The 24,451-nt window shown below is 61.6% G+C and carries 26 protein-coding genes; 7 read left to right on the top strand and 19 right to left on the bottom strand.

Features of this window, described 5'->3' with window-relative positions; genetic code table 11:
* The first annotated feature begins 55 nt into the window (after positions 1-55).
* Positions 56-433, top strand: a complete 378-nt coding sequence (locus AC4CWF_RS07430; RefSeq protein WP_491284519.1) for a VOC family protein — start codon at positions 56-58, stop codon at positions 431-433.
* On the opposite strand, the gene AC4CWF_RS07425 is transcribed toward AC4CWF_RS07430, so the two are convergent.
* The 6 genes from AC4CWF_RS07425 to AC4CWF_RS07400 all read right to left on the bottom strand — a co-directional run bounded on the left by AC4CWF_RS07425 (position 409) and on the right by AC4CWF_RS07400 (position 5,927).
* Positions 409-888, bottom strand: coding sequence for a GNAT family N-acetyltransferase (locus AC4CWF_RS07425; RefSeq protein ID WP_491284517.1), 480 nt, complete (start codon positions 886-888; stop codon positions 409-411). The two genes, AC4CWF_RS07430 and AC4CWF_RS07425, sit on opposite strands and share 25 nt — an antisense overlap.
* Positions 889-952: 64 nt before the next feature.
* Positions 953-1,189 (bottom strand): DUF1127 domain-containing protein, encoded by a 237-nt coding sequence (locus AC4CWF_RS07420; protein ID WP_491284515.1) that lies wholly within the window; start codon positions 1,187-1,189, stop codon positions 953-955.
* Between the two features lie 391 nt (positions 1,190-1,580).
* Positions 1,581-2,420: a glutamate racemase gene (gene murI / locus AC4CWF_RS07415; protein ID WP_491284513.1), complete on the bottom strand. Its 840-nt coding sequence runs from the start codon at positions 2,418-2,420 to the stop codon at positions 1,581-1,583.
* Positions 2,392-3,222, bottom strand: a complete 831-nt coding sequence (locus AC4CWF_RS07410; protein ID WP_491284511.1) for an RNA methyltransferase — start codon at positions 3,220-3,222, stop codon at positions 2,392-2,394. The genes murI and AC4CWF_RS07410 overlap by 29 nt, the downstream gene beginning before the upstream one ends.
* A gap of 85 nt (positions 3,223-3,307) precedes the next feature.
* The gene (locus AC4CWF_RS07405; RefSeq protein WP_491284509.1) at positions 3,308-5,290 is read right to left on the bottom strand and encodes an FUSC family protein; all 1,983 of its coding nucleotides are present in this window, start codon (positions 5,288-5,290) and stop codon (positions 3,308-3,310) included.
* Positions 5,291-5,393: 103 nt separating this feature from the next.
* Positions 5,394-5,927 carry a hypothetical protein gene (locus AC4CWF_RS07400; RefSeq protein ID WP_491284507.1) on the bottom strand — a complete coding sequence of 178 codons (534 nt, stop codon included), beginning with the start codon at positions 5,925-5,927 and terminating at the stop codon, positions 5,394-5,396.
* Positions 5,928-6,096: 169 nt separating this feature from the next.
* Between AC4CWF_RS07400 and AC4CWF_RS07395 the strand changes: the two genes are divergently transcribed.
* From AC4CWF_RS07395 to trmFO, 5 genes are all read left to right on the top strand, one after another.
* On the top strand, positions 6,097-7,311 hold the full coding sequence (locus tag AC4CWF_RS07395; protein WP_491284505.1) for an NADP-dependent isocitrate dehydrogenase: 1,215 nt from the start codon (positions 6,097-6,099) through the stop codon (positions 7,309-7,311).
* Positions 7,312-7,456: 145 nt separating this feature from the next.
* Positions 7,457-8,208 (top strand): IS5 family transposase gene (locus AC4CWF_RS07390; protein WP_491283882.1). Its coding sequence is split into 2 segments (ribosomal slippage): positions 7,457-7,787 and positions 7,787-8,208, totalling 753 coding nucleotides; the frame shifts between segments, so codons are not numbered across the junction.
* Positions 8,209-8,257: 49 nt separating this feature from the next.
* Positions 8,258-8,890 (top strand): glutathione S-transferase family protein, encoded by a 633-nt coding sequence (locus AC4CWF_RS07385; RefSeq protein ID WP_491284503.1) that lies wholly within the window; start codon positions 8,258-8,260, stop codon positions 8,888-8,890.
* 33 nt (positions 8,891-8,923) lie between these two features.
* On the top strand, positions 8,924-9,313 hold the full coding sequence (locus AC4CWF_RS07380) for a VOC family protein (RefSeq protein WP_491284501.1): 390 nt from the start codon (positions 8,924-8,926) through the stop codon (positions 9,311-9,313).
* Between the two features lie 73 nt (positions 9,314-9,386).
* Positions 9,387-10,844 carry a methylenetetrahydrofolate--tRNA-(uracil(54)-C(5))-methyltransferase (FADH(2)-oxidizing) TrmFO gene (gene trmFO / locus AC4CWF_RS07375; RefSeq protein WP_491284499.1) on the top strand — a complete coding sequence of 486 codons (1,458 nt, stop codon included), beginning with the start codon at positions 9,387-9,389 and terminating at the stop codon, positions 10,842-10,844.
* Positions 10,845-10,884: 40 nt separating this feature from the next.
* Here the strand turns inward: trmFO and AC4CWF_RS07370 are convergent, their stop codons facing one another.
* The 5 genes from AC4CWF_RS07370 to yajC form a co-directional block, all read right to left on the bottom strand.
* Positions 10,885-11,331 (bottom strand): hypothetical protein, encoded by a 447-nt coding sequence (locus AC4CWF_RS07370; RefSeq protein WP_491284497.1) that lies wholly within the window; start codon positions 11,329-11,331, stop codon positions 10,885-10,887.
* Between the two features lie 77 nt (positions 11,332-11,408).
* Positions 11,409-12,263, bottom strand: coding sequence for a phytoene/squalene synthase family protein (locus tag AC4CWF_RS07365; protein ID WP_491284495.1), 855 nt, complete (start codon positions 12,261-12,263; stop codon positions 11,409-11,411).
* A gap of 49 nt (positions 12,264-12,312) precedes the next feature.
* Complete coding sequence (locus tag AC4CWF_RS07360; protein ID WP_491284494.1) at positions 12,313-12,696, bottom strand: Mth938-like domain-containing protein; 384 nt, start codon at positions 12,694-12,696, stop codon at positions 12,313-12,315.
* Between the two features lie 3 nt (positions 12,697-12,699).
* Positions 12,700-15,264, bottom strand: coding sequence for a protein translocase subunit SecDF (gene secDF / locus AC4CWF_RS07355; protein ID WP_491284492.1), 2,565 nt, complete (start codon positions 15,262-15,264; stop codon positions 12,700-12,702).
* A 70-nt stretch (positions 15,265-15,334) separates the two neighbouring features.
* On the bottom strand, positions 15,335-15,685 hold the full coding sequence (gene yajC, locus AC4CWF_RS07350; protein WP_491284490.1) for a preprotein translocase subunit YajC: 351 nt from the start codon (positions 15,683-15,685) through the stop codon (positions 15,335-15,337).
* Between the two features lie 220 nt (positions 15,686-15,905).
* On the opposite strand from yajC, the gene AC4CWF_RS07345 reads away from it, so the two are divergent.
* Complete coding sequence (locus AC4CWF_RS07345) at positions 15,906-16,778, top strand: ATP-binding protein (RefSeq protein WP_491284488.1); 873 nt, start codon at positions 15,906-15,908, stop codon at positions 16,776-16,778.
* 123 nt (positions 16,779-16,901) lie between these two features.
* Here the strand turns inward: AC4CWF_RS07345 and AC4CWF_RS07340 are convergent, their stop codons facing one another.
* The 8 genes from AC4CWF_RS07340 to AC4CWF_RS07305 all read right to left on the bottom strand — a co-directional run bounded on the left by AC4CWF_RS07340 (position 16,902) and on the right by AC4CWF_RS07305 (position 24,422).
* Positions 16,902-18,443, bottom strand: coding sequence for a peptidoglycan DD-metalloendopeptidase family protein (locus AC4CWF_RS07340; protein ID WP_491284486.1), 1,542 nt, complete (start codon positions 18,441-18,443; stop codon positions 16,902-16,904).
* Positions 18,444-18,626: 183 nt separating this feature from the next.
* Positions 18,627-19,268: a protein-L-isoaspartate(D-aspartate) O-methyltransferase gene (locus tag AC4CWF_RS07335; protein ID WP_491284485.1), complete on the bottom strand. Its 642-nt coding sequence runs from the start codon at positions 19,266-19,268 to the stop codon at positions 18,627-18,629.
* 8 nt (positions 19,269-19,276) lie between these two features.
* Positions 19,277-20,044, bottom strand: a complete 768-nt coding sequence (gene surE / locus AC4CWF_RS07330; protein ID WP_491284483.1) for a 5'/3'-nucleotidase SurE — start codon at positions 20,042-20,044, stop codon at positions 19,277-19,279.
* A 10-nt stretch (positions 20,045-20,054) separates the two neighbouring features.
* Positions 20,055-21,338 (bottom strand): serine--tRNA ligase, encoded by a 1,284-nt coding sequence (gene serS, locus AC4CWF_RS07325; protein WP_491284481.1) that lies wholly within the window; start codon positions 21,336-21,338, stop codon positions 20,055-20,057.
* 98 nt (positions 21,339-21,436) lie between these two features.
* Positions 21,437-22,279 carry a twin-arginine translocase subunit TatC gene (gene tatC, locus AC4CWF_RS07320; protein WP_491284479.1) on the bottom strand — a complete coding sequence of 281 codons (843 nt, stop codon included), beginning with the start codon at positions 22,277-22,279 and terminating at the stop codon, positions 21,437-21,439.
* Positions 22,276-23,037, bottom strand: coding sequence for a Sec-independent protein translocase protein TatB (gene tatB, locus AC4CWF_RS07315; protein WP_491284477.1), 762 nt, complete (start codon positions 23,035-23,037; stop codon positions 22,276-22,278). Before tatB ends, tatC begins: the two co-directional genes overlap by 4 nt.
* Positions 23,038-23,084: 47 nt before the next feature.
* On the bottom strand, positions 23,085-23,297 hold the full coding sequence (locus tag AC4CWF_RS07310; protein WP_491284475.1) for a twin-arginine translocase TatA/TatE family subunit: 213 nt from the start codon (positions 23,295-23,297) through the stop codon (positions 23,085-23,087).
* A gap of 42 nt (positions 23,298-23,339) precedes the next feature.
* Positions 23,340-24,422: an ABC transporter ATP-binding protein gene (locus tag AC4CWF_RS07305; RefSeq protein WP_491284474.1), complete on the bottom strand. Its 1,083-nt coding sequence runs from the start codon at positions 24,420-24,422 to the stop codon at positions 23,340-23,342.
* Between the last annotated feature and the right edge of the window lie 29 nt (positions 24,423-24,451).

Below are 24,451 nucleotides of genomic sequence, written 5' to 3'. Positions count from 1 at the left end.
GTTTCTGTCAGCAGCTCGCGATAGATCCTCCCTCGTCACAACGAAGGAGACAATCATGAAACCCGCCAATTTCGTCCTGCTCTATTCTGCAGATCTGTCGGCAAGTGCTGCATTCTATCAACGCCTACTCGGACATGCCGCCGTCGAGCACTCCGCGACCTTTGCCATGTTCGTCTTGCCCGGTGGCTTCCGGCTTGGCCTCTGGAAGGCCGACTGCGTTTCCCCGAAAACATCCGGACAGACGGGAGCCTCGGAAATCGTCTTTACCTGCGACGGCGATGCCGAAGTCGAAGCGGTTCATGCCGACTGGCGCGCCAAGGGTGTTGCGATCCTGCAGCCGCCGGAAAAGATGGATTTCGGCCACACGTTCACCGCCGAAGATCCCGATGGCCACCGGTTGCGGGTCTATCACGTAGCCGCCAACCCGGCCTGAAGGCCGCCATCCTCAAGGCGCTGCCAGCGGTAGCGTATGTCTGGCGCTCGCTCCTCGTTGTCGCACCCATCGGTCTTTTCCACGATGACAAAGCCGTGTTTTTCATAAAAGCGGCGGGCACGGGTGTTTTGCTGGAAGGTCCAGAGGTCGAGCAGGTCATATTCAGCCTTTGCTTTTGCGAGAAGCGTCTGGCCAATGCCCCGCCCCTGCGCCTCGGGCAGCACATAAAGCTGCTCGACGGAGCCGGCCCGATAGGCAATGACGCCGACGAGGCGACCCGCCTCCTCTGCACCCCAGACATGACAGGTGGCAAACAGATGATCGCGCCAATAGGCGCGGTCTTCCGCCAGCGTGTGAAGGCCGGAAAGTTTTGGCAGTTGTGCATCGAAGGATGTTCGATGCACACGGGCCGCCTCGGCCATGTCGGCAAGGGTCAATGGTCGAAGGGTGATCACGATACTGCCTCCGAATGGATGGGCAGGACGCCCCGGCAGATGGCTGCCGGAGCATCCTCTCCCTTTACCACTTGACCATCCACAGGGGATGGCGCGGCAGCGGCAACCGTTCCCGCTCTTCGGGAAGGCCCATATCGCGGCGCATGCGATTGGAGAGATGACGGGTGCTGTTGATCCGTTCACGTCTCTTCCAGACCACGAGCACAACGGCGCCGAGGAGACGCCACACGCCAACATGCGACAGGAGATCATCGACTTTCGATGACAGGCTTTGTTCAACCAGTGATTGTTTAGTAGACATAGAGGTTCCGCCCCGACGCCATGAGGCCGCCAGGTCCTTTCGAGGTTTGAAAAGACGCGGGCGCTGCAGACGGGGAATCACACGGATTCCTGATGTCGGCAGGTCACGTCATGCAGGTTGGAGAAACGCCAAGCGGCTGGGATTAAAGGCCTTATTAGGCCTGAATGCCGTAATGTAGGTGCAGTCCCGCGACACGCGGGCACAACGTTACGGACACACCGCGAGAGAGGCGCATAAACGTTGAAATGGTATCCATTGGTCGCCTCCCTGAGTTTGAAATTGCGGATGGCGGCAAAATGCCACGGGTCAAAAAGCCAGGCAAGAGCGCAATTGAGAATTGCAGAGATTTACTCATATTTGTTGCGCAAACGCAACAAATGCCCCTTGCACTTCAGGAAAGGCTCAATCCAAAACCCTGCATCAGGCGGCGGGTCGAAAAATCCGGCTTGCCTGAGGTGAAGACGGCAAAATCGCCCTCCTCCGGATGCTCGGCCCCGTCAACGGCCGGCACGAGGCGGCGGGCCTGGCGGGCAATCGCCTCAGCCGGGTCCAGCCAGTCGACCGGCCAGGGGGCGAGACGGCGAAACAGATTGGCCATGAACGGATAATGCGTGCAGGCGAGCACAACGATATCGGTGCGAGCGCCGTCCTTTTCCACGAAACACGGCGCGATCTCCGCCCTGACGGCCGCATCGTCCAGCGCGTCACCGCGAATATAGGCTTCCGCCATGCGTGCGAGGTTTTCCGACCCCACCAGCCGCACATGGCACTGGCTGGCAAAGGACTGGATAAGATCGCGGGTATAGGCGCGCTTCACCGTGCCGGGGGTCGCCAGCACCGATACGAGGCCGGAGCGGGTTCGCTCGGCGGCGGGCTTGATGGCCGGCACGGTGCCGACGAATGTCATTTGCGGAAAGGCGTTTCTGAGCGCTGCACCGGCAAGCGTGAAGGCCGTGTTGCAGGCAATCACGCAGATTTCCGGGTCATAGGTTTTAAGAAGATCGGCAAACAGGGAAAGAATGCGCGCCCGAAGCGCCCCCTCCTCCCAGCCGCCATAAGGAAAACCCGCATCGTCAGCGACATAGATGAAACCGCGCTCCGGCATCAGCACGCGCGCTTCGCGCAGCACCGTCAGGCCACCAATGCCGGAATCAAACACCAGCACGGGTTTTGCCCGCGCGGGCTTTTCAAGCGCCGTTGCCTCACTCGGATGCAGTATCATTCCCGTCATCTGGCCCCTCAGCCGATTGCGGCCCCTTGCCCTTGGCCCAGCGCCGCGTGAACCGGTCGAGCGAGGTAAATGCGCCACGCAGAAGACTGATCTCCGGCTCGGTAAATCCCGGCCGCGACAGCACAGCCCGGAGATTGTCGATCATCTTTGGTTTTTTCGTGAGCGGATGGAAATAATTGCGCGCGTCCAGCGCCTCCTCCACCTGCTCGATCATGCCCAGCAGCTGCGATTTGGTGGCGGGCTTCTGGTCCACCTGCTGGAAAGGTGTCGCTTCCACATCCTCCATGCCGCTTTTCATCCATTCATAGGACATCAAAAGCACGGCCTGGGCGATGTTGAGCGAGGCAAAAGCGGGATTGACCGGGAAAGTGACGATCTCGTCGGAGAGCGCCACTTCCTCGTTCGTCAGGCCCCAGCGTTCGCGCCCGAACAGGATGCCGGTCTTTTCGCCGGCGCCAAACCGGGCGCGCAATGTTGCGGCAGCCGTGACGGGCGCGCGCACGGGCTTGAAGCCGTCGCGGTTGCGGGCCGTTGTCGCATAAACGAAGTTGAGGTCGGCGACGGCCTCTTCCAGCGTTGCAAACACCGTGGTGCCGGCGATCACGTGGTCGGCCTTGGCGGCGGCGGCTTGCGCCTTTTCGCTCGGCCAGCCATCGCGCGGATTGACGAGCCGCAGTTCCGCCAGCCCGAAATTGGCCATGGCGCGCGCCACCATGCCGATATTCTCGCCCAGCTGCGGCTCGACGAGAATGACCGCCGGGCCTTCGGCAAGAAGAATGCGTTCGCTATTGGTGCCTGCCATGGTCGTCCTGTCCGATCATCTAGTCTTGCGGGCGCAATATCGCCCGGGGCCGACAACTGCAAGCCTTAAGCCTTCGTGTCCGCCTTCAGCTGGACAGGCGCGACAGCGTGATGCCGATCATGTCGAGCCCCTGCTTTGCGCCCCGACTGAGGCTCGGCAAATGATCGAGAACCTGCCGGCGCGCCTTGAAGCCCTCGTAGAACGGCTTTGCCCTCACCTCGCGCGCGGACGGCAGCTTGGCGATCAACTCCTCGATCACGGCGCGGTCGCGTTCGGGCATGGCAAATTCCGGCAGCGTCTGGCCACGGGCAAACATGCGCGCCCAGTAGGTGCAGGCCAGAAACACCGCCAGCGTCTGGCGCACATGCCCGGGCTTGGTGACGATGGGCCAGGCAGCTCCGAGCGGGCGGGCAGCATGGGCCAGATCGGCATAAGCGATGTCCAGCCGGCGCGAGCGCTCGATCAGCTCCGGACCCGGCGCGTCATTGCGAGCCGCCGTCAGGAGATCGCCCAGAATGTCGTACCAGCGGGCCAGTGCAAGCTCCAGCGTTTCGCGGGTGCGCGAGGGAAACACCACGAAGGCAACCGCTGTGCCGGCCACCGCCCCGATCAGCGTTTCCTCGACGCGCAACAACAGAAGCTGATGGGTCAGCGTGCCGATCAGGCCATAGATCACGCAGATGACGATCGACAGGAAAAAGGTCATCACGGCATAGGAGGCCTGCAAGGCATAAAAGGCGAGGAAAATACCGATGCCGGCGGCGATAATGCTGCCCGTGAGATCGCCCTGCAGCAGCGAGGCGAGAGCGAGCCCGACGCCGATGCCGGCAAGCGTTCCCGTCGATCTCTGCAGTGCCCGGACTGCCGTATCGCCACGCGATTTGGTGTTGGTAAAAACAAGGAAGGCCGTCAGAACCGCCCAGAACCAGCGCTCGCGCGACAGCATCAGGCCGAACACCATGGCAATGCCGGAGGCGATCGTGATCTGGAGCGCAGCACGCACCAGCGGGTTCTTCAGCGAAAAATCGCGGGGCTGGCGCACCCGGCCTTCGCGCGTCGGCGACAGCGACCGGAACTGGTCGCGGGAACCTTCGGCAATGAGGGCCGCAAAGCGCACCCGCACCCGGTGCAACAGTTCGAAGATGGAAATGGTTTCGCTCAAGTGCCGGTCGGGCGTGTCATCCACGATCCCCGCCCATTCCGCAACCGCCTCTTCCTTGCCTTCCAGCACCGCATGGACAAGACCGAAGGGGGCCGAATTATAGACGCTCAGAACCACCGCACTTTCGGTTGCCAGATGCAGGTCGAAGATCGCCATGGCAATGTCCATGACGTTCTGGTCCGCCTCGTCCAACGTGCCTTCGCCGGTGCGCGGCAACAGCGCCTCGGCCATCAGGGATACTTCCTTCAGCCGCTCCTGCAGTTCCATCAGCTCGGTGCGGTCCTCGTCGAGCGTCACCTGCGCGCGCGCCAGAAGCGCCAGCCGCACCAGGATATCGTTGACGCGCCCCTGCATGGCAATCATCGCCTGCAAAAGGTCGCGGCCGCGATTGTCCGGCAAAAGCAGGGTGCGCACGCCGTGGCCGACCAGCACAGCCACCAGCAGCGCAAGCGCTGCCAGCGGCAGCTCGTCCAGCCCCGGCCGCAGATAGGCGCTGAGGAAATAGGAGGTGAAGGCGAACATGCCGATGGCAAAACCGCGCGGCCCATAAACCCGGGCAAGGCTTGCCACAAACACGATCGCCAGGAAGGCGAAATCCGAGAGGTAGCGGTGATCCTCCAGCGAACTGGCAAGCGCAATGCTGCCAAGGCTCGCAAGCCCGCCGAGAAGCCGCGTTACCAGCTGGCCACGCGGCGTGCGATCCCGCACCGCAACGCCCCCTTCGATGGAGAGGATGATGGCAAGGCCGAAGGCAATCGGCGGCAAGGGAAGCGCAAAACGATGGATGGCGACGAGGGCTGCCACCGAAAGCCCGATGCCGAGTGTCACTCGGCCGCCCATCCGGGCGCGCGACAGGGCCGGATCGATCGAATAGAGCCAGTCGATCAGGGAAATTCTCGATGCCATATCGTCTGTTGTGCCATGTCTTGCGGAAGGGGATGTGACCGAACCCCGCGACCTTGCGTTTTTTATGATCTTGCCAGCGTGCGGCAAGAGGGCCGGGAAAAGCCTATTGCTGCCCCTTGGCCAGGCTCTGCATTTCGGCAAGTACCGAATCACGCTCGTTCTCGGCGACCCGGTGGATATCGTCGATAACAGGCTTTCCGCCTTCCGTTACGACATCGAAATCGACCTCGCTCACCGAATTCTTGATATCCGCCTCGTCGATGCAGGTCCACTGCTTGAAGCGCACCTTGACTTCCGTCATGCCGTCCTTGGCCGGAGCCGGGACGATGGATACCTCTTCGAGCGGACAACCGTCCTGCGAATTGGTCACCACGTCATAACCGAAGGGGTCACCCGGCTCATTGTTTTCCGTGTCATAGGCCGGATGCTTTGAGGCCTCCTTGTAGGCTGCCTGGAACCGCTTGCTGAACAGTTTCGACAGCGGATCCGCATCGAAGATGAACTTCCACCCGGTATCAACGCTCTTCCAGTTGGTCTCGGTGATATCCATCACCTTGCGCACCGGATCGGTGACATCGGCAGCCCCGGCTGGGCCTGAAAGAGCGAGAATAAGAAGAGCGAGCGGTGCGGTCCGCATGTGCGTCATGTCCCTGGCTGGAGGTGCCTGGAGATTATCCGGGCGGGTTGATTTGGCAATGGCAATTGTTCCACCACGGCTTTGCGTTCGGCTGCGGCAATGCTATAGCGCACGAGACTTCCGTCCATCCTATCAGGGGCTTTGTCCCGCACATCGAAGAGGCTGATACATGAACAAGATCAAGGTTGCCAACCCGGTCGTCGATCTCGACGGCGATGAAATGACCCGCATCATCTGGCAGTTCATCAAAGAAAAGCTGATCCTGCCCTACCTTGATCTCGATATCGAATATTATGACCTCTCGGTGGAAAACCGCGATGCCACCAACGACCAGGTGACGGTCGATGCAGCCCACGCCATCAAGAAGCACGGCGTCGGCATCAAGTGCGCCACGATTACCCCTGACGAACAGCGCGTCAAGGAATTCAACCTCAAGGAAATGTGGAAGAGCCCGAACGGCACCATCCGCAACATTCTGGGCGGCGTCATCTTCCGCGAGCCGATCATCTGCAAGAACGTGCCGCGCCTCGTTCCCGGCTGGACGAAGCCCATCGTTGTCGGCCGTCACGCGTTCGGCGACCAGTACAAGGCAACCGATTTCAAGTTCCCCGGCAAGGGCAAGCTGACGATCAAGTTCGTTGGTGAAGATGGCGAAGTCATCGAAAAGGAAGTCTACAACGCGCCGGGCGCAGGCGTCGCCATGGCCATGTACAACCTTGACGAATCGATCCGCGAATTTGCGCGCGCTTCCATGATGTACGGCCTGATGCGCAAGTGGCCGGTTTACCTGTCGACGAAGAACACCATCCTGAAGGCCTATGACGGCCGCTTCAAGGATATCTTCGAAGAAGTCTACCAGGCCGAATTCAAGGCGAAGTTCGAGGAAATCGGCATCGTCTACGAACACCGCCTCATCGACGACATGGTTGCTTCGGCACTCAAGTGGTCCGGCGGTTACGTCTGGGCCTGCAAGAACTACGACGGCGACGTGCAGTCGGATACGGTGGCTCAAGGGTTCGGCTCGCTCGGCCTGATGACCTCGGTTCTCCTGTCGCCGGACGGCCGCACGGTGGAAGCGGAAGCTGCGCATGGCACGGTGACGCGCCACTACCGCCAGCACCAGAAGGGCCAGGAAACCTCGACCAACTCGATCGCCTCGATCTTTGCCTGGACGCGTGGCCTTGCCCACCGCGCCAAGCTGGACGACAACGCGGAACTGGCAAACTTTGCCGCGACGCTCGAAAAGGTCTGCATCGACACGGTTGAATCCGGCTACATGACGAAGGACCTTGCCCTTCTCATCGGCCCCGACCAGCCCTGGCTGTCGACCACCGCCTTCCTCGACAAGGTGGACGAAAACCTGCGCGCCGCCATGGCCGCCTGAGCCATTTCAGGTTCGACACTCTCTGGAACCCGGCCTTGCGCCGGGTTTCTTTTTACCCGACTTTTTCTTGTCACACGCGCATCATGCCGCCAAACTAGGGTCTGTGGGGATTCACAAATCAGCGCGAATGTGATTCACGCTTTGGATGGATCGTTTTGTACTGACAGACGCCCAATGGGCGCAGATAGAACCGCATTGTCTGGGAAAACCTATGGATCCCGGTCGCAGCGGCAGAAACAACCGGCTGTTCATTGAAGCCGTGCTTTGGATTGTGCGCACGGGCAGCCCATGGCGTGACCTGCCCGCTGCGTTTGGCAACTGGAGCACGGCATTCCGTCGGTTTCGCGACTGGCGTGAAGCCGACATTTTCAAACGCATATTCGATGCCCTCTCTGATGAACCGGACATGGAATACGCCATGGTGGATGCCACCATCGTCAAGGTCCACCGACACGGTCAGGGCGCAAAAGGGGGACTCAGAGCCAGGCCATTGGTCGCTCAAAAGGTGGGATGACAACCAAAATCCTGGCACTGACCGATGCTTTAGGCAATTTGGTCCGGTTCGAATTGCTGCCGGGCCATCGCTTCGACACGGTCGGCGTCGCGCCGCTCATCGATGGCATTGAGTTCGGTGCGCTACTTGCAGACAAGGCTTTCGATAGCAACAACATTTTGGCCGATCTCAACGAGCGCGGCGCGAAAATCGTCATCTCGCAACATCCACGTCGATCAGTGCCTCTCCAAATCGACACCGAAATTTACAAATGGCGACACCTGATCGAAAACTTCTTCTGCAAACTCAAAGAGTTCAAGCGCATCGCTATGCGAGCATGTAAAACGGACCAGAGCTTTCAGGCCATGATCTATCTGGCAGCGGCTGTGATCAACTCACGATGAATCCCCACAGTCCCTAGAACATAAAAAGAACAAAGAGAGGAAAACATCCATGGAACTCGTGCTGTACACCAACCCGATGTCACGCGGACGCATTGCGCGCTGGATGCTGGAGGAAACTGGGGAGCCTTACCGCGTCGAGGTGATCGGATACGGCGCCGAGATGAAGGGGCCGCAGTTCCGCGCCATCAATCCGATGGGCAAGGTGCCGGCGCTGACGCATGGCAAGACGGTGGTGACCGAATGCGCAGGGATCATCGCCTATCTCGCCGACGCCTTTCCGCAGGCGGGATTGCTGCCTGAGACGCCGGAGGAGCGCGGCGCTTATTACCGCTGGATGTTTTTTGCCGCCGGCCCGGTCGAGGCAGCCGTGACCAATCGAAATCTCGGCATCGAAGTTCCCGCCGACAAGCGGCGCATGGTGGGCTACGACACCTATGAGACGGTGATGGACACACTGGAAGCACTTCTGTCGCGCACGCCCTATATCACCGGCGACCGCTTCACCGCTGCCGATGTCTATCTCGGCTCGCAGATCAGCTGGGGCCTGCAATTCGGCACGATCGATCGTCGCCCGGCTTTCGCAGACTATGCCGCCCGCGTCGTTAAGCGCCAGGCCTGGAGCCGCGCCAACGATCTGGACAATGCGCTGGCCCGCGACATGGCGCCGCCGGCCGGGACCTGATGCTGCAAGAACCCTCCATCAAGAGACCCTGAGATGAGATTTGGCTACACAATCATCTATGTCCCGGATGTTGCAAAATCGCTGGCCTTTTTCAGCGAAGCCTTCGGCTTTGCCACGCGCTTCCTGCATGGCAGCGGCACCTATGGCGAGTTGCACAGCGGCGAAACCACCATCGCCTTTGCCGCGGATGCACTCGGCGACAGCAATTTTCCCGGTGGTCATGTCTCCGCACATTCCTCGCCAAAACCGCTTGGCATGGAAATCGCGCTGGTGACCGACGATGTCGAGGCCGCTCACGCAAGGGCGCTTGCCTGTGGCGCACAGGAACTTTCGGCACCCACGGAAAAGCCGTGGGGACAGGTGGTCTCCTATCTGCGCTGCCCGGACGGGTTGCTGATCGAGCTTTGCACGCCGGTAGCCTGATCGTGGTGTTCAGGCAATCGATGCATTGCCTTTGCAGTTGGACGGCGGGCCGGCTCGTGATAATGAGCCGGCCATGAACACGACCTCCTTTTCCCCCATTCACGTCATCGGCGGCGGCCTTGCAGGCTCGGAAGCCGCATGGCAGATCGCCGAAGCCGGCGTGCCCGTCGTCCTGCACGAAATGCGCGGCGTGCGCGGCACCGATGCCCACAAGGGTGACGGCCTTGCCGAACTCGTCTGCTCCAATTCGTTCCGCTCCGATGATGCGACGGCCAATGCCGTTGGCGTCATCCATGCGGAAATGCGGCTTGCCGGCTCGCTGATCATGGCTTGCGCCGATCGCCATCAGGTACCGGCCGGCGGCGCGCTGGCCGTCGACCGCGACGGTTTTTCCGATGCCGTGACGGCTGCGATTTCCGGCCATCCGCTGATCACGGTGGTGCGCGAGGAAGTACAGGGCCTGCCGCCAGCCGAATGGGACCTGACGGTCATTGCCACCGGCCCCCTCACCTCGCCGGCACTGGCGGCCGGCATCCAGAACCAGACCGGCAAGGATGCGCTCGCCTTCTTTGATGCCATCGCGCCCATCGTCCACCGCGATTCGATCGACATGGATATCTGCTGGTACCAGTCGCGCTATGACAAGGTCGGCCCCGGCGGTAACGGCAAGGACTACATCAACTGCCCGCTGGACAAGGACCAGTACGATGCCTTCGTTGACGCCCTCATTGCCGGCGACACGGTTGGTTTCAAGGAATGGGAAGGCACGCCCTATTTCGATGGCTGCCTGCCGATTGAAGTCATGGCCGAGCGCGGTCGCGAGACGCTGCGCCATGGGCCTATGAAGCCGATGGGCCTCACCAACGCGCATAACCCGACGGTGAAGGCCTATGCCGTGGTGCAATTGCGCCAGGACAATGCGCTCGGCACGCTCTACAACATGGTCGGTTTCCAGACGAAGCTGAAATATGGCGCGCAGGCGGAAATTTTTCGCATGATCCCCGGCCTGCAGAATGCCGAATTCGCACGGCTCGGCGGTCTGCACCGCAACACCTATATCCACTCGCCGACGCTGCTCGACCAGAGCCTGACGTTGAAGAGCCGACCCGCCTTGCGTTTTGCCGGCCAGATCACCGGCTGCGAAGGTTATGTGGAAAGTGCCGCCATCGGGCTTCTGGCAGGCCGCTTTGCCAGCGCCGAGCGCAAGGGCGAAACGATTTCCGCACCGCCTGCCACCACGGCCCTTGGTGCCCTGCTCAATCACATCACCGGTGGCCATATCGTCTCCGAGGACGAGCCCGGAAAACGCTCCTTCCAGCCGATGAACATCAATTTCGGCCTGTTTCCCGATCTTGCCCCCGGCTCCATCGTGCGCCCGGAAGGCCTGAAGCGTTTTCGCGGCAAGGACAAGACGATCATGAAACGCCAGCTGATGGCGCGCCGGGCGCTTGCCGATTGCGCTGCCTGGCTCGGCAAGCCGGTGCCTGTCGTGGAAGCACCAGTGGTCGAAGAAGAAGACGCTTCGGTCTGAGCCTTGGCGCGGCTACGGATGGCGGGTTAAACAACCCGCCTCAGACGCTGCTTTCCAGCTGCTGCAACTCCGGCGCCACGTAATTGCCGAGGAGCCAGAGCGACACTTCTGCCGCTTCCGCAGCGGTCGAGAAAACAAAACTGTCGTCATGCGCCGGCGCATCGAGAAACTGAAGGTTCAGTCCACGCTCATGATCCAACGGCGTCACCCGCACGCGCCCGGGCTCGATCAGATGGCAGGCGTAATGGGAACGGCGGTTGCGCATGATGCCCGCCTTGTTGTCGTGCAGACGCACGAAGATCGCTGATCCGTCTTCCGTCTCATGCAGGTTGCGAATGGCTTCCGTCGGATAGGCGCGGCCGAATTCGAGGATCGCCATGCTCGGATCATGCCGGTCCGCCTCCTCGCGCTCATTTGCCATGCGCGTTGCGTAATAGGCGATGAGAATGACCAGAAGGCCGATGATCGACCAGGTTGCCAGTGCCACGTTACTCTCCCGATGAGGCGTCACCAGCCCCGCTTAGCCCGCGAGGCTTGTGCGGACGTGACAGGAAGGAGAATGGATCAGATTCTCTTCAAGACAAGTGTGCGCGCCATGCGAAGTTGCCGGCGCCACTGGGCCGGCTGCAGATCGGCTGTCAGCACGCCCGCCTTCAGCTTCACGGCGCGACGCAACACCGGCTCGGCCATCGCAACCGGCAGGAATGCGGCAAGCACCGGCGCCGGAATCCGTCCGGCTCTGCGGGCTTTTTGAAGGTGATCGAGACCAAGACCCGCGAACGCCTCGATGGCATGACCGATGTTCTCAGCCGGCTCCCCCGCCAGAAACCGATCCCGGTTGAGCCCGGTGGCGGATAAAATATCCTGCGGCAGATAGACCTGGCCCCGCCTGATATGGAGCGGCATCAGCAGGAGAAGACCGGCGATGGCCTGCGCCACGCCGGCATGACCGGCGATTTCAGAGCTTGCCATGGCAGAGGGCGCATCAAGGACCAGACCGGCAAGCTGGATCAGTGCCGAGGCCGTTTCGCCAGCATACCCTTCCAGCGCATTTTTATCCGGCATCGGATCGTCGTAGAGGTCGAAGACACGCGCCTCGATCATCGCCAGCAGCACAGGCCGCGGCAGGTGATAACGCTCGACGGTTTCCATGAGGGCTGCGGCAATCGGATTGGCGCTCGCCTCGCCTTTCGCCTCACCGGCCAGGAGATCACGCCACCATTGCAGGCGAATTTCGCCGGCAAGCGGCTGCTGGATGACATCGCGCACACGGGCGATTTCGGCGTGGAAGGCGTAGAGGGCGGCAAGCGGCCCGCGTTTTTCCTCAGGCGACAGAAGGCAGGCGAGATAACGGTCCCGATCCGTCTCGCGCAGTGTCGACAGGCATATATCGAAATGGTCGCTTGGCGCAGACGTCACATCCGGTCTCCGGGCCTTAGAATTGCGCCTGCCTTTGCAGGCAGACCGCTCAGACGGCGATGAGGGCCGCAGCGACGGGCCGCATTTCACCGAGCATGATGTTGTACGTTCTAACCGCCGCTCCGGTTCCCATGGAATCGGAGGAAATGCCCCGCGCCCGGAAGGCCGCCTTCAGCGGTGCCGGCAGCGGGCGCAGATCTTTTCCCGTGCCGACGAGGAGAAACTCCACGCCAGCCTCCTGCAGCACACGTGAAAACGCGTCTGCCGTCAGTGCCGCCCCTTCCTCCATATCCCAGCCATAAACGCCCGAGGGGAGGCAGAGAAGAGATCCGCGATGCGACATGTCGGCAAAGCGGAAACCGCCATTGCCATAGGCATCGATTGGCGCGCGCCCGGGAAAATGGGCATCGCGGATTTCAGGAGGCCGGGCCAAGGATCAGGCGCTCGGCTTGCCGGACGGCAAGCTCTTGTCCGTCTTGGTCTTGCGGTTCTCGTCCGTATCGAAGGTATCGGTGCGAAGCTTGAAGGCAATCAGCACCGGTGCTGCGATATAGATGGACGAGAACGTACCGACAGCCACACCAAACAGCATCGCAAAGGTGAAGGACCGGATGACTTCGCCGCCGAAGATATAAAGCGCAGAGAGCGCGATCATCGTGGTGAGGCCGGTCAGAACCGTGCGCGACAGCGTCTGGTTGATCGAGATATCGATGAGGTCCGACAGTGGCATCTTTTTATAACGCCGCAGGTTTTCGCGCATTCGGTCGTAGACCACCACCGTATCGTTCAACGAATAACCGACAATGGTCAGGATGGCCGCGATACTGGTCAGGTTGAACTCGATCCCTGTCAGCACGAAGAGGCCAAGGGTCAGGATCACGTCGTGCATCGTGGCGATGATGGCGCCGACGGCAAACTGCCATTCGAAGCGGAACCAGATGTAGACGAGGATGAAGAGAAGCGCGATGCCGACGCCGAGCGTTGCCGTATAGGTGAGGTCACTCGAAACCGAGGGGCCGACCACTTCCACGCGGCGGAACTCGTAATCGGCTTCCAGATCGCCGCGGATACGAGCGAGCGCGGACTGCTCGGCATTTTCGCCGCCATCCTGCGCCTGCACACGCACCAGCACATCCTGCGGCGTGCCAAAGCCCTGGGCCTGCACTTCACCGAGGTTCAACTGGTCAAGGCGGGCACGAATATCGGCGATGTTGGCATCGCCCTGGCGGGCCTTCATCTCGATGATGGAACCACCACGGAAGTCGATGCCGAGGTTCATGCCAACGCCGACGAAGCTGACCAAGGCAGCAATGGACAGAGCCGCTGCGGCAAGGAACGTGTAACGGCGGATCGACATGAACGGCAGGCCGCGACCATCAAATACACCGGTGCGGATACCCTTCGGCAGCTGCTTCGGCTTTGCGCGGCGCACCCAGACGGCAAACAGCCAGCTGGTGAAGGTGAAGGCGGTAAAGACGGTCGTGACGATACCAACGGCAAGCGTAACGGCAAAACCACGCACCGGACCGGAGCCGAGATAAAACAGCACCACGGCTGCAATCAGCGTCGTCAGGTTGGCGTCGATAATGGTGGAAAAGGCGCGCTTGAAGCCGCTATCGATGGCCGGCAGCAGGGACCTGCCGCTTTTCACTTCTTCACGAATACGCTCGTAGATCAGCACGTTCGAATCGACCGCCATGCCCATGGTGAGCACGATACCGGCAATACCCGGTAGCGTCAGCGTCGAGCCGATCAGCGACAGGACCGCAAGGATCATCACGATGTTGATGGCAAGTGCCAGATTGGCGAGGAGGCCGAAGAAGCCGTAGAAGGCAAACATGAAGCCGGCAACGGCAACCGCGCCGATCACCGAGGCGACGACGCCGGCGCGGATGGAATCGGCACCGAGGCCCGGACCGACCGTGCGTTCTTCGACAACGGTCAGTGTTGCCGGAAGCGCACCGGCGCGCAGCAGGACGGCAAGGTCATTGGCGCCCTGAACCGAGAAATTGCCGGAAATCTGGCCGGAACCGCCGATAATCGGTTCGCGGATGACAGGCGCCGAGATCACCTGGTCGTCGAGGACGATGGCAAAGGGACGGCCGACATTCTGCTGGGTCGCCTGGGCAAACCGCTGCGAACCACGCGAATCGAAGCGGAAGGTGACGACCGGCTCGTTTGTCTGCTGGTTGAAGCTTGCCTGCGCATCGACAAGGTTTTCACCCGAAACCAGCGCACGACGCTCCACCAGATAGGGCACAGCGGGATCATCGGTCGAATACATGATCTGCGATGTGACGGGCGGGCGGCCGTTCAAAGCCTCCTGCACCGGCATCGTGGTATCGACCATATGGAAGGACAGCTTGGCGGTCTGGTTCAGAAGCGCCTTCAGGCGCTGCGGATCCTGAAGACCCGGCACCTGCACGATGATGCGATCATTGCCCTGGCGCTGGATCAGCGGCTCGGTGGTGCCAAGCTCGTCGACGCGGCGGCGTACCACCTCAATCGACTGCGTGACCGCAGACGACATACGGTAGTCAATGCCGGCATCGGTCAGCGTCAGGCGCAGCTGGCCATCGCCGCTGTCATCCAGCGACAGTTCCGTGATGCTGCCGCCAAAGGTGCCGGCCGAAACGGGCTGAAGCAGCGGCTGCAAGGCATCGCGCGCCGCCTGAAGCTGCGCCACATCCGTCACGCGGACCTGGATCTGCTGGCCGGTGCCATTGAGGCCGGTATAGCGCACATTGGCTTCGCGCAGCACGTTGCGCACGTCGCCAACGATGGTTTCCAGCCGTTCCTTGACGATATCGCTCCGCTCGATCTTGAGCATGATGTGCGATCCGCCCTGAAGGTCGAGACCGAGCGTCACCTTCTTGGTGGGGAACCAGCCGGGGAGCTTTGCCAACTGCTCGCTGCTGAACATGTTCGGGGCTGCGATCAGCAGGCTGACGGCAATCACGAACCAGATGAATAGGGTCTTCCAGCGGGAGAAGTATAGCATTGCGATCTCGATGTTCTGGCAGGGTCAGAGAGGCGTCCGCCTGAAGCGGACGCCGAGCCCGGGTAGACGGTCAGGCCTTCTCGGTCTTGACCGGCTCGCCCTTGACGCGGACTTCAGCCACGTAGGTGCGCAGCACGCGAACCTTGACGTTTTCGGCGATTTCCACTTCCAGTTCCGTATCGTCGATGACCTTGGTCACCTTGCCGGAAATGCCGCCGCCCAGAACGACCTGGTCACCGCGGCGGATGTTCGACAGGGTTTCCTGGCGCTTCTTCAACTGGGCGCGCTGCGGACGGATGAGGAAGAAATACCAGACCACCATCAACGGCGCGAAGAGGAAAAGCATTTCGAGGCCGGAGCCAAATGCAGATGCAGACGGGGCTGCGCCTTCGGCCTGGGCAAATGCTTCAGTAATGAACATCGATAACTCCCGGAATTGGATGACGGAGGTACCCCCGTCTCAAGCCGCCGGAATATAGTTGCGATCAAGGCGAATGCAACAGAAACGAAGGCTCAGGGCGTACCGAATTCAGGCCTCTTACCCTTTCGATGGGGAAAACGCCATGCTACCGCCGAGGAAAAGCGCAAACGCCGCCTGCCCTGACGCTTCCGGCCCGTGCCGCCGTACCAAGGAGATGAAGATGACCGTGGACGCAACTGCCGAACTGATTGCCGAGGTGCGCCGGCTGGCCGATGCGCTGGACCGTCTGGCCGGCCCCGCGCCCGCCGTCAACGACTGGGCCGCGGCCGACTGTTTCGTCTGGGTGCCTGCCAACCGATACCTGCAGCCGGTGGCACGCCCGAACCGGGTGGCGCTTTCCCTCATTCGCGGCGTCGATCACGTGCGCGACATCCTTCATGAAAACACGCTGCGGTTCGCGGAAGGTTATGAGGCCAACAACGTTCTTCTGTGGGGCGCGCGCGGCATGGGAAAATCTTCGCTGGTCAAGGCCGTGCATGCGGATGTGAAGGCTTCGACGGCCGCCGCCCTCAAATTGGTGGAGGTTCACCGGGAAGACATTTCCTCGCTCCCCGCCCTCCTCGACATTCTGAAGGTTTCGGACCAGCGTATCATCGTGTTCTGCGATGACCTCTCCTTCGATCACGACGACACCGCCTACAAGTCGCTGAAGGCGGCACTCGACGGCGGCATCGAGGGGCGTCCGGACAATGTTCTCTTCTACGCCACCTCCAACCGCCGCCATCTGCTTCCGCGCCACATGCTGGAGAACGAGCAGTCGACGGCGATCAACCCATCGGAAGCTGTCGAGGAAAAGGTGTCGCTGTCGGATCGATTCGGCCTCTGGCTCGGCTTCCACAAGTGCAGCCAGGAAGATTATCTCGGCATGATCGATGGTTACGCCAGCCATTTCGATCTGGGTCTGGCGCCTGAGACGCTGCATCACGAGGCGCTGGAATGGGCAACCACCCGCGGCGGTCGGTCGGGCCGTGTCGCCTGGCAATATATCCAGGATCTTGCCGGGCGCCTGCGCAAGCCGCTTCACCGGGCTTAAGCTCCCCCAAAAACGCGCATGAAAAAAGCCCGGACATGCCGGGCTTTCTCCGATCCCCTCGATACGCAAAACAACTGCGAGGGCAATTTTTATCCTTTGGGGCGGTTGAGCCCGTGGTCTTTCCTATTCCAGGAAGGTCATCGGGTTGACCGGCGTTGCATCCTTGCGCACTTCGAAATGCACCTGCGGGCGTTTTGCATCGCCGCTCATGCCTGATGTGGCAAGCGTCTGGCCGCGTTGGATTTTTTGACCGCGCGTCACGTTGATGTTGCCGGCGTGGCCATAGACCGTCACCTTGCCATCGTCGTGGCGAACCAGAACGGTGTTGCCGAGCTGCTTCAGGCCGTTGCCGGCATAGATGACAACGCCGTTTTCAGCCGCCTTGATCGGCGTGCCCTCGGGCACGGAGATGTCGATACCGTCATTGCGGTTGCCATCGACGTTCGAACCGTAGGCGGCAATCACGGCGCCGTTCACCGGCCAGCGGTATTTTTCGATGCCCGTCGCAGACGGTGCCGGCGTGCTGACATCGGCCTTGCTTTCCACGTCGGAAAGGCTCGCGGTCTGGGTCTGTGCCGGCTTTTCCGGTGCCTTGGCGACGGCTGCCTCGCGAGCCGGTACGGACACCGGTTCAATCTTGGCCGGAGCAGCCTGCGGGGCCGATGCCGTCTTCACGGCGTCACCGCCATTGGCGACCTTCAGTGTCTGGCCGATGCGGATGCCGCCATCGGTCAAGCCGTTCTCCGCCTTCAGGCGATCGATCGGCGTGTTGGTGGCGCGGGCGATCTTGGACAGCGTATCGCCGGGCTTGACCACATAGGAGCCCTTCGGCGGAACCGGCTGGCCACCACCAGACGGCGGGGTCAGCTTGCCGGCTTCGGCCTGCATCTTGTCGCGTGAGCTTTGCGCGCCCGGCAGCACGGCAACCTTATCGGCCGGCTCGCGGGACGGCGTCGGCACATTGCCGTCGTTCGGCAGATCGATGGAGCCGGAGGCAGCCCGTGCCGTGTTCGAACGTGCTGCATAGGTGGGGATGACGACCATCTGGCCGGCCGTCAGCTGCCCGCCATTGGCTTTCAGGATTTCCTTTTCCGGCACGCCGTAACGCTGCGACAGGACTGCTGCCGTCTCGCCGGGACGCATGGCGATGCGCGGCGCGTTGACGGTCGACCAGCCGGACGGGGAACCACTCTGGACAGTTTCGCTGGCGGCACGGCGCGATGCAGCAGCAGGTGCCGGCTGCACCATAGCCTGCTGGCGTGAAAGATCTTCGCGGGCCGGCGGCAGGTTGGAACCGCTGTCGCTTGGCGGTGCAAGTTCTGCACGCTGGATGGCAACCGGGGCGGCCGCACGGCGGGCCGGCGACGCACTGGCTGAACCATAACCGCCCTGCTGCGGATAGGCCTGCTGCTGCTGCGGATAGGAAGGCTGCTGGGCATAACCACCGTTCTGCGGTGCGGCAGAGGCCGTATAACCACCGACATCATCCTGCGGCGTCGGTGCCGGACCATAAGCCCCGCCCCCCTGGCGCTGCGGAATGGATGCCGTCGTGATGTCGTCGCTTCCGGGCATCAAGCCTGAGAAACGCGTGGCATCGGAACTGCACCCCGTTGCCGCGCTGGCAAGGAACGCTGCCACGGCGACGCGGACGGCTGACTTTCTCATATTCGATGAATTGTTCAAACGCATGACCCGACCCAAACGACGCAACTAACTTGACGATCATTAAAGCCCGTTAGTCTTACCGTCGGGTTAAGGCGCGGGTCCGTCCTGCATTTTTTTGATAAATTGATAACCATGAATCGGCTTTGACCGATCGGGACACCGCGGGCTGTGGAACAACGCGGCTTAGAGATGCAGCGCGATATGTGAGGCGAGCGGCAGGTAAGGCGCTGGAAACAGGTCTTCGCGCTCGAAGCGGCTACCGGTCTTGGTGAGACGCACCATCATGCAATTTTCGCCATCGGTCATCAGCGGCGCAACCATCGAGCCGCCATGCACCAGCTGTTCGGCATAAAAGCGCGGTATGCTTTCAAACGCGGCGGTGACCAGGATCCGGTCGAACGTGCCCTCTCCCTGCAGTCCGTGCGTGCCGTCTGCCTGACGAATGATGACGTTGCGAAGCCCGAGCGCTTCCATGCGCAACTGGGCGGCCTTCACCAGCGTGCGATAACGCTCGACGGTCAAGACGCGCTCCGCAATGCGCCCGATGACGGCGGCCATGAAACCGCTGCCAGTGCCGATTTCCAGCACCCGGTGGCCGGGTTTCACATGCAGTTGCGCCAGAAGCCGTGCGGCAAGATCCGCCCCTTCCATGAAGGAGCCGCAGTCGATGGGAATGCTGCGGCTGGAATAGGCATCACTGGAAAACTGCGGTGGCACGAACTGGCTGCGCGGCGTCTGCTCGATGGCCGTCAACAGATCAAGATCGGTGATGCCCTGCGCCCTCAGCCGCAGAACCAGCGCCGCAAACCCTTCTTTCTCGATCATCGCGGATTTCAAGCATCCACTCCCAGAGCCTGCAGAACCGCATCGCGCGCGCCATGATCGGTCAGATCGAGCTTCAGCGCGGTCACCGAAATCCTGTTCGCGCTCACCGCATGGATATCGGTGCCCGGTGCGAACTGTCCCGAACGGACCGGGTAACGCAGCCAGAAGTAAGGATTGCCGCGACTGTCCTCACGCTCTTCCACCACCAGGGCGAAATCCGTCCGGCCCTGGCTCGTCACCTCAACGCCGTCCACCTCATCCGGCGGAGAGGCGGGAAAATTGAGGTTGAGAAAGGTGCCGCCCGGAAGGTCTGCCTGCAGAAGCTTGCCGATCAGCGCCGGTGCATGGGTTTCGGCGATTTCCCACGGAATGGTGCGGATCTCGCCGTCACGGCGCACCGCCTGGCTCAGCGACAGCGAGCGGATGCCCTGGATCGTGCCTTCGATGGCGCCGGCAATCGTGCCGGAATAGGTCACGTCGTCGGCGATATTGGAGCCGGCATTCACACCCGACAGGATGAGATCCGGCTTGACGTCCAGCACATGACGGATCCCCATGATGACGCAATCGGTCGGCGTACCACGCACGGCATAATGCCGGTCGGCGATCTTTCGCAGCCGCAGCGGTTCCGACAGCGTCAGCGAATGGGCAAGACCGCTCTGGTCGGTTTCCGGCGCCACGATCCAGACATCGTCGGAAAGAGTGCGGGCGATGCGCTCCAGCACCGCCAGCCCTTCGGCATGAATGCCGTCGTCATTGGTCAGCAGTATCCGCATGGCTTTTGCGTCACGCGCTCCGTTCGATCCGGGTCAGGCCGCCCATGTAGGGAACCAGAACGTCCGGCACCGTCACCGACCCATCGTCATTCAGATAGTTTTCCATGACGGCAATAAGGCAGCGGCCGACAGCCGTGCCCGAACCGTTCAGCGTGTGAACGAATTTCGGCACCTTGTCGTCCTTCACCCGGTAACGGGCGTTCATGCGGCGGCCCTGGAAATCGCCGCAGACCGAGCAGGACGAGATTTCGCGATAGGTGTTCTGCCCCGGAAGCCAGACTTCCAGATCGTAGGTCTTGCGGGCGCTGAACCCCATATCGCCGGTGCAAAGCGCCATGGTGCGGAAATGCAGACCAAGACGTTTCAGCACTTCTTCGGCGCAGGCCGTCATGCGCTCATGTTCGGCAACCGCACTTTCAGCATCGGTGATCGACACGAGTTCGCATTTCCAGAACTGATGCTGGCGCAACATGCCGCGCGTATCGCGACCGGCAGAACCGGCTTCCGAGCGGAACGACGGCGTCAGCGCCGTAAAGCGCAGCGGCAGCTTTTCCTGCTCGAGGATTTCGCCGGACACGAGGTTGGTCAGCGTCACCTCCGCCGTCGGGATCAGCCAGCGGCCATCGGTCGTGCGAAACAGGTCTTCGGCAAATTTCGGCAGCTGGCCGGTGCCATACATCGCCTCGTCGCGCACCATCAGCGGCGAAGACACTTCCGTATAACCGTGCTCGCTGGTGTGGAGATCGATCATGAACTGGCCGAGTGCCCGCTCCAGCTTTGCAAGCTGGCCGGTCAGCACCGTAAATCGCGAGCCGGACAGTTTTGCCGCCCGGTCGAAATCCATCATGCCGAGACCTTCACCGATCTCGAAATGTTCCTTGGCCGGATGGTTCCACAGCGGCTTTTCGCCGGTAACGCGCGCCACCACGTTGTCATGCTCGTCGCGGCCGACGGGCACGTCATCGAAGGGAATGTTGGGCAGGCGCGACAGGACATCGTCCAGCGCTGCGATTGCCTCACGTTCCTGCTGTTCCAGCGCCGGCATCGTGTCCTTGAGGCTTGCGACTTCGGCTTTGAGTTTTTCGGCCAGTTCCGAATTCTTCTGCGCCATGGCGGCGCCGATATCCTTGGAGGCGGCGTTGCGGCGCGACTGCATGTCCTGCAGCTGCTGGATCACCGCGCGACGGGTTTCGTCCAGCGCAATGATGGCCTCAGCCTGCGGCTCGGCACCGCGCTTCTTCAGGGCCTCGTCGAGGCTTTCGGGGTTTTCACGGATCCACTTGATATCGAGCATCGTCGTTCCAGGTCATGAAGTAAGAGTTATGGCCGATGCGATGCGCCCGGCCGAAAGGAAAGTCCGGCCGAGATATCCTGTTCTGCCGGAACGGATCTTCAGGCCTCGTCGGACCGGGACGGTTCTGTCTTGGCGACACCGGACACCGCACCCGTCTCGGCCACAGTCTCTTCGGCGCGCTTGCGCTCGACCAGACGTGCAGCATAGATCGAAATCTCGTAGAGAAGGATTGTCGGCAGTGCAAGACCGATCTGGGACATCGGATCGGGCGGCGTCAGGACCGCGGCCACTACAAAGGCGATGACGATGGCGAACTTGCGCTTTTCGCGCAGCCAGTCGCTGGAGAGAATGCCCACCCGCGCCAGAAGCGTGGTGACCACAGGCAGCTGGAAGACCAGCCCGAAGGACATGACCAGCGTCATGATCAGCGACAGGTATTCCGACACTTTCGGCATCAGCGAGATCGCCACTTCTCCTTCGCCCGGCGCCTGCTGCATGGCGAGGAAAAACCACATCACCATCGGCGTGAAGAAGAAATAGACGAGCGCTGCCCCCATCAGGAAGAGCACCGGCGAAGCAATCAGGAACGGCAGGAAGGCTGCACGCTCATTCTTGTAGAGACCCGGCGCCACGAACTTGTAGAGCTGCGAGGCGATGATCGGGAATGCAATCACCAGCGCGCCGAACATGGCCACCTTCACCTGGGTGAAGAAGAATTCCTGTGGGGCCGTGTAGATCAACTCGGATTTGGCGAGGTCGAGGCCTGCCCAGAGCACCGCCCATTTGTAGGGAATGACCAGCAGGTTGAACAACTGCTTGGCAAAGAAGAAGCAGACCAGAAATGCCAGGAAAAACGCCGCCAGCGACCAGATCAGCCGCGTGCGCAGCTCCACCAGATGCTCGATGAGCGGCTGGGGCTTGTCTTCAATGTCGCCGGTCATGCTTCATCCTTGGATGTTGTCGGTTTTTTGCGAGCCCGCGCAACCGGCTTCGAAGCCGGTGGCTGATCGGCGGCCGGCTCTGCGGCAACGGCTTGCGCGGCCGGCTTTGCCGTGCGCCGTGGCTTTGCGGGCAAAGGCTTCGTTGCATCGAGGATCGGCGCCTCAACCACCTGTGCAGCCGTCTTTCTGGGTGCGCGCGGTTTTTTCACCACTGCCGCAGGAACGGCAGCGGGGCCGGCGGCCGGCGCACTCGTTGCAGGCGCGTTTGCCGAAGGCGTCGTGGTCTGGCTCGGTGTGACTGCAGCAGCGGAAGGGGCCGGTGCAGCGCTGGACACCGGTTGCGCCGGCGTGACAGGCACGATCGGCGGCGTCTCCGGCAAGGACATCGAGGGGGCAGGAATGAGATCCTCGACGGATGTCACGTCCGTGCCCTCAGCCTCGGCGGATTTGGGCACTTCCGTCGCCTTTTGCAGGTCACTGCGGATTTCGTTGCCCATTTCCCGCAGCGGGTTCATCGCCTCGCGCAGCGCATTGGCCGGATTGAAACGCTGGGCGTCAGAAATGGTCTGGCGCACATCGTCCATGTCCGCTTCCCGCAGGGCCTGGTCGAATTGGGTCCGGAAGTCGCCCGCCATCTTGCGCAGGTTGGATGTCATCTTGCCAAATGCCCTGAGCATGGGCGGCAAGTCCTTTGGCCCGACGACAACGATCAGCACGACCGCGATGACAAGCAGTTCTGTCCAGCCGATATCCAGCATTCACTACGCTCCTGGCGGTGCCGCGCCGGTGGCGCGGCTCCGAACGATTATTTCGTTTCTTCGCGCTGGTGATCGACAGTCTTGCCACTGACCGGCGGCGGGGGCGGCGCATCATTGGTATCGTCGTCGGCCATGCCCTTCTTGAAGCTCTTGATGCCCTTGGCAACATCGCCCATCAGGTCAGGAATCTTGCCGCGACCAAAGAAGATAAGCACGATGATCAGAACGATCAGCCAGTGCCAAACACTAAAAGAACCCATGCTACCACTCCATCATTTCGCGTCGCCGTCGATGTAAGACGTTTACGCTTGTTTTTCAAACAACAAAATATCGTCCGGCGCGACCTTTACACTCACGTCTACGAGACCATCCGGCAACTGGTCGGCGCGGATGCGGGCGCGAAGCGGCACATCGAGCCCATCGACGGCCAGCGTCAGAAGCTCGACGACGCCGAGAAAACGCCGGGTGAGAATGCGCGCAGAAAGCCCGTGGCCTTCCCCCGCAACAGAAATCTGCGAAATCCGCACCGCGATATCGACCGCAGCGCCCTCGGAAAGCCCTTTAGCTTCCCGCGTCCCAAGGGGAGTGGCGACTGCGCCATGGCGCACCCTGCCCTCCATCTGGTTGATTTCCGAAAAGAACGCTGCGGCAAACAGCGATTGCGGACGCCGGTAAAGATCCTGCGCGCGCCCCACCTGCACCAGCCGCCCCTGGCTCAGAAGTGCGATGCGATCCCCCATGCGCATGGCTTCTTCTGCATCATGGGTGACGACGATGGCCGTTGCGCGGCTCTGGCGCAGCACATCCAGCGTATCGGCGCGGATCGTATCCTTCAGGCGCGAATCAAGGCCGCTGAACGGTTCGTCCATCAGGAGAACGCCGGGGCGTGGTGCAAGAGCGCGCGCCAGTGCCACTCGCTGCTGTTCGCCGCCGGAAAGCGCATGCGGATATTTTTGTGCGTAATGAGCAAGGCCCACCCGCTCCAGTGCCACCATGGCTTCGGCCCGCGCCTGCGACGCCGGCAGCGCCGTCAGCCCGAATCGCACATTGTCGAGGACGTTCAGATGCGGAAACAGCGCATAGTCCTGGAACATCAGCCCGATGCCGCGCTTTTCCGGCGGCACGAACAGATCGGGGCCGGCAACCGCGCGCCCATCGATGAGGACGCGGCCGGAGACCTGCGCCTCGATGCCGGCGGCAATCCGCAGCAGCGTCGTTTTGCCCGAACCAGAGGGGCCGAGCAGGCAGAGAACCTCCCCCGGCTGCGCCTCGAGCGAGATATCGCGAACCGTTTCCTTGCCGTGGTAGCTGTGGTGGATATTCTCAAACGCAAGGCTGGAGGCAAAGGTCACGCCTGCGGTTCGGCGCACGGCAGGCTGTGCCATGGGGCCTCTCGCGCCATCCTCGGGCGAAA

The organism is Neorhizobium sp. PAMB6630 (genome assembly GCF_058242775.1).
Note: the sequence above shows the minus strand (reverse complement) of the source record. Positions and strands in the feature narration are given on the sequence as shown.

Bases quoted from the DNA above. Each gene is read 5' to 3' on its own strand.
- trmFO (WP_491284499.1), top strand. From the start codon at position 9,387: ATGAACACGACCTCCTTTTCCCCCATTCACGTCATCGGCGGCGGCCTT.
- AC4CWF_RS07340 (WP_491284486.1), bottom strand. From the start codon at position 18,443: ATGAGAAAGTCAGCCGTCCGCGTCGCCGTGGCAGCGTTCCTTGCCAGC.
- AC4CWF_RS07405 (WP_491284509.1), bottom strand. From the start codon at position 5,290: ATGGCATCGAGAATTTCCCTGATCGACTGGCTCTATTCGATCGATCCG.
- tatC (WP_491284479.1), bottom strand. From the start codon at position 22,279: ATGACCGGCGACATTGAAGACAAGCCCCAGCCGCTCATCGAGCATCTG.
- AC4CWF_RS07305 (WP_491284474.1), bottom strand. From the start codon at position 24,422: ATGGCACAGCCTGCCGTGCGCCGAACCGCAGGCGTGACCTTTGCCTCC.
- AC4CWF_RS07410 (WP_491284511.1), bottom strand. From the start codon at position 3,222: ATGGCAGGCACCAATAGCGAACGCATTCTTCTTGCCGAAGGCCCGGCG.
- AC4CWF_RS07345 (WP_491284488.1), top strand. From the start codon at position 15,906: ATGACCGTGGACGCAACTGCCGAACTGATTGCCGAGGTGCGCCGGCTG.
- surE (WP_491284483.1), bottom strand. From the start codon at position 20,044: ATGCGGATACTGCTGACCAATGACGACGGCATTCATGCCGAAGGGCTG.
- AC4CWF_RS07395 (WP_491284505.1), top strand. From the start codon at position 6,097: ATGAACAAGATCAAGGTTGCCAACCCGGTCGTCGATCTCGACGGCGAT.
- secDF (WP_491284492.1), bottom strand. From the start codon at position 15,264: ATGCTATACTTCTCCCGCTGGAAGACCCTATTCATCTGGTTCGTGATT.
- AC4CWF_RS07400 (WP_491284507.1), bottom strand. From the start codon at position 5,927: ATGCGGACCGCACCGCTCGCTCTTCTTATTCTCGCTCTTTCAGGCCCA.
- murI (WP_491284513.1), bottom strand. From the start codon at position 2,420: ATGACGGGAATGATACTGCATCCGAGTGAGGCAACGGCGCTTGAAAAG.
- AC4CWF_RS07420 (WP_491284515.1), bottom strand. From the start codon at position 1,189: ATGTCTACTAAACAATCACTGGTTGAACAAAGCCTGTCATCGAAAGTC.
- AC4CWF_RS07380 (WP_491284501.1), top strand. From the start codon at position 8,924: ATGAGATTTGGCTACACAATCATCTATGTCCCGGATGTTGCAAAATCG.
- AC4CWF_RS07385 (WP_491284503.1), top strand. From the start codon at position 8,258: ATGGAACTCGTGCTGTACACCAACCCGATGTCACGCGGACGCATTGCG.
- serS (WP_491284481.1), bottom strand. From the start codon at position 21,338: ATGCTCGATATCAAGTGGATCCGTGAAAACCCCGAAAGCCTCGACGAG.
- AC4CWF_RS07430 (WP_491284519.1), top strand. From the start codon at position 56: ATGAAACCCGCCAATTTCGTCCTGCTCTATTCTGCAGATCTGTCGGCA.
- AC4CWF_RS07335 (WP_491284485.1), bottom strand. From the start codon at position 19,268: ATGATCGAGAAAGAAGGGTTTGCGGCGCTGGTTCTGCGGCTGAGGGCG.
- tatB (WP_491284477.1), bottom strand. From the start codon at position 23,037: ATGCTGGATATCGGCTGGACAGAACTGCTTGTCATCGCGGTCGTGCTG.
- yajC (WP_491284490.1), bottom strand. From the start codon at position 15,685: ATGTTCATTACTGAAGCATTTGCCCAGGCCGAAGGCGCAGCCCCGTCT.
- AC4CWF_RS07310 (WP_491284475.1), bottom strand. From the start codon at position 23,297: ATGGGTTCTTTTAGTGTTTGGCACTGGCTGATCGTTCTGATCATCGTG.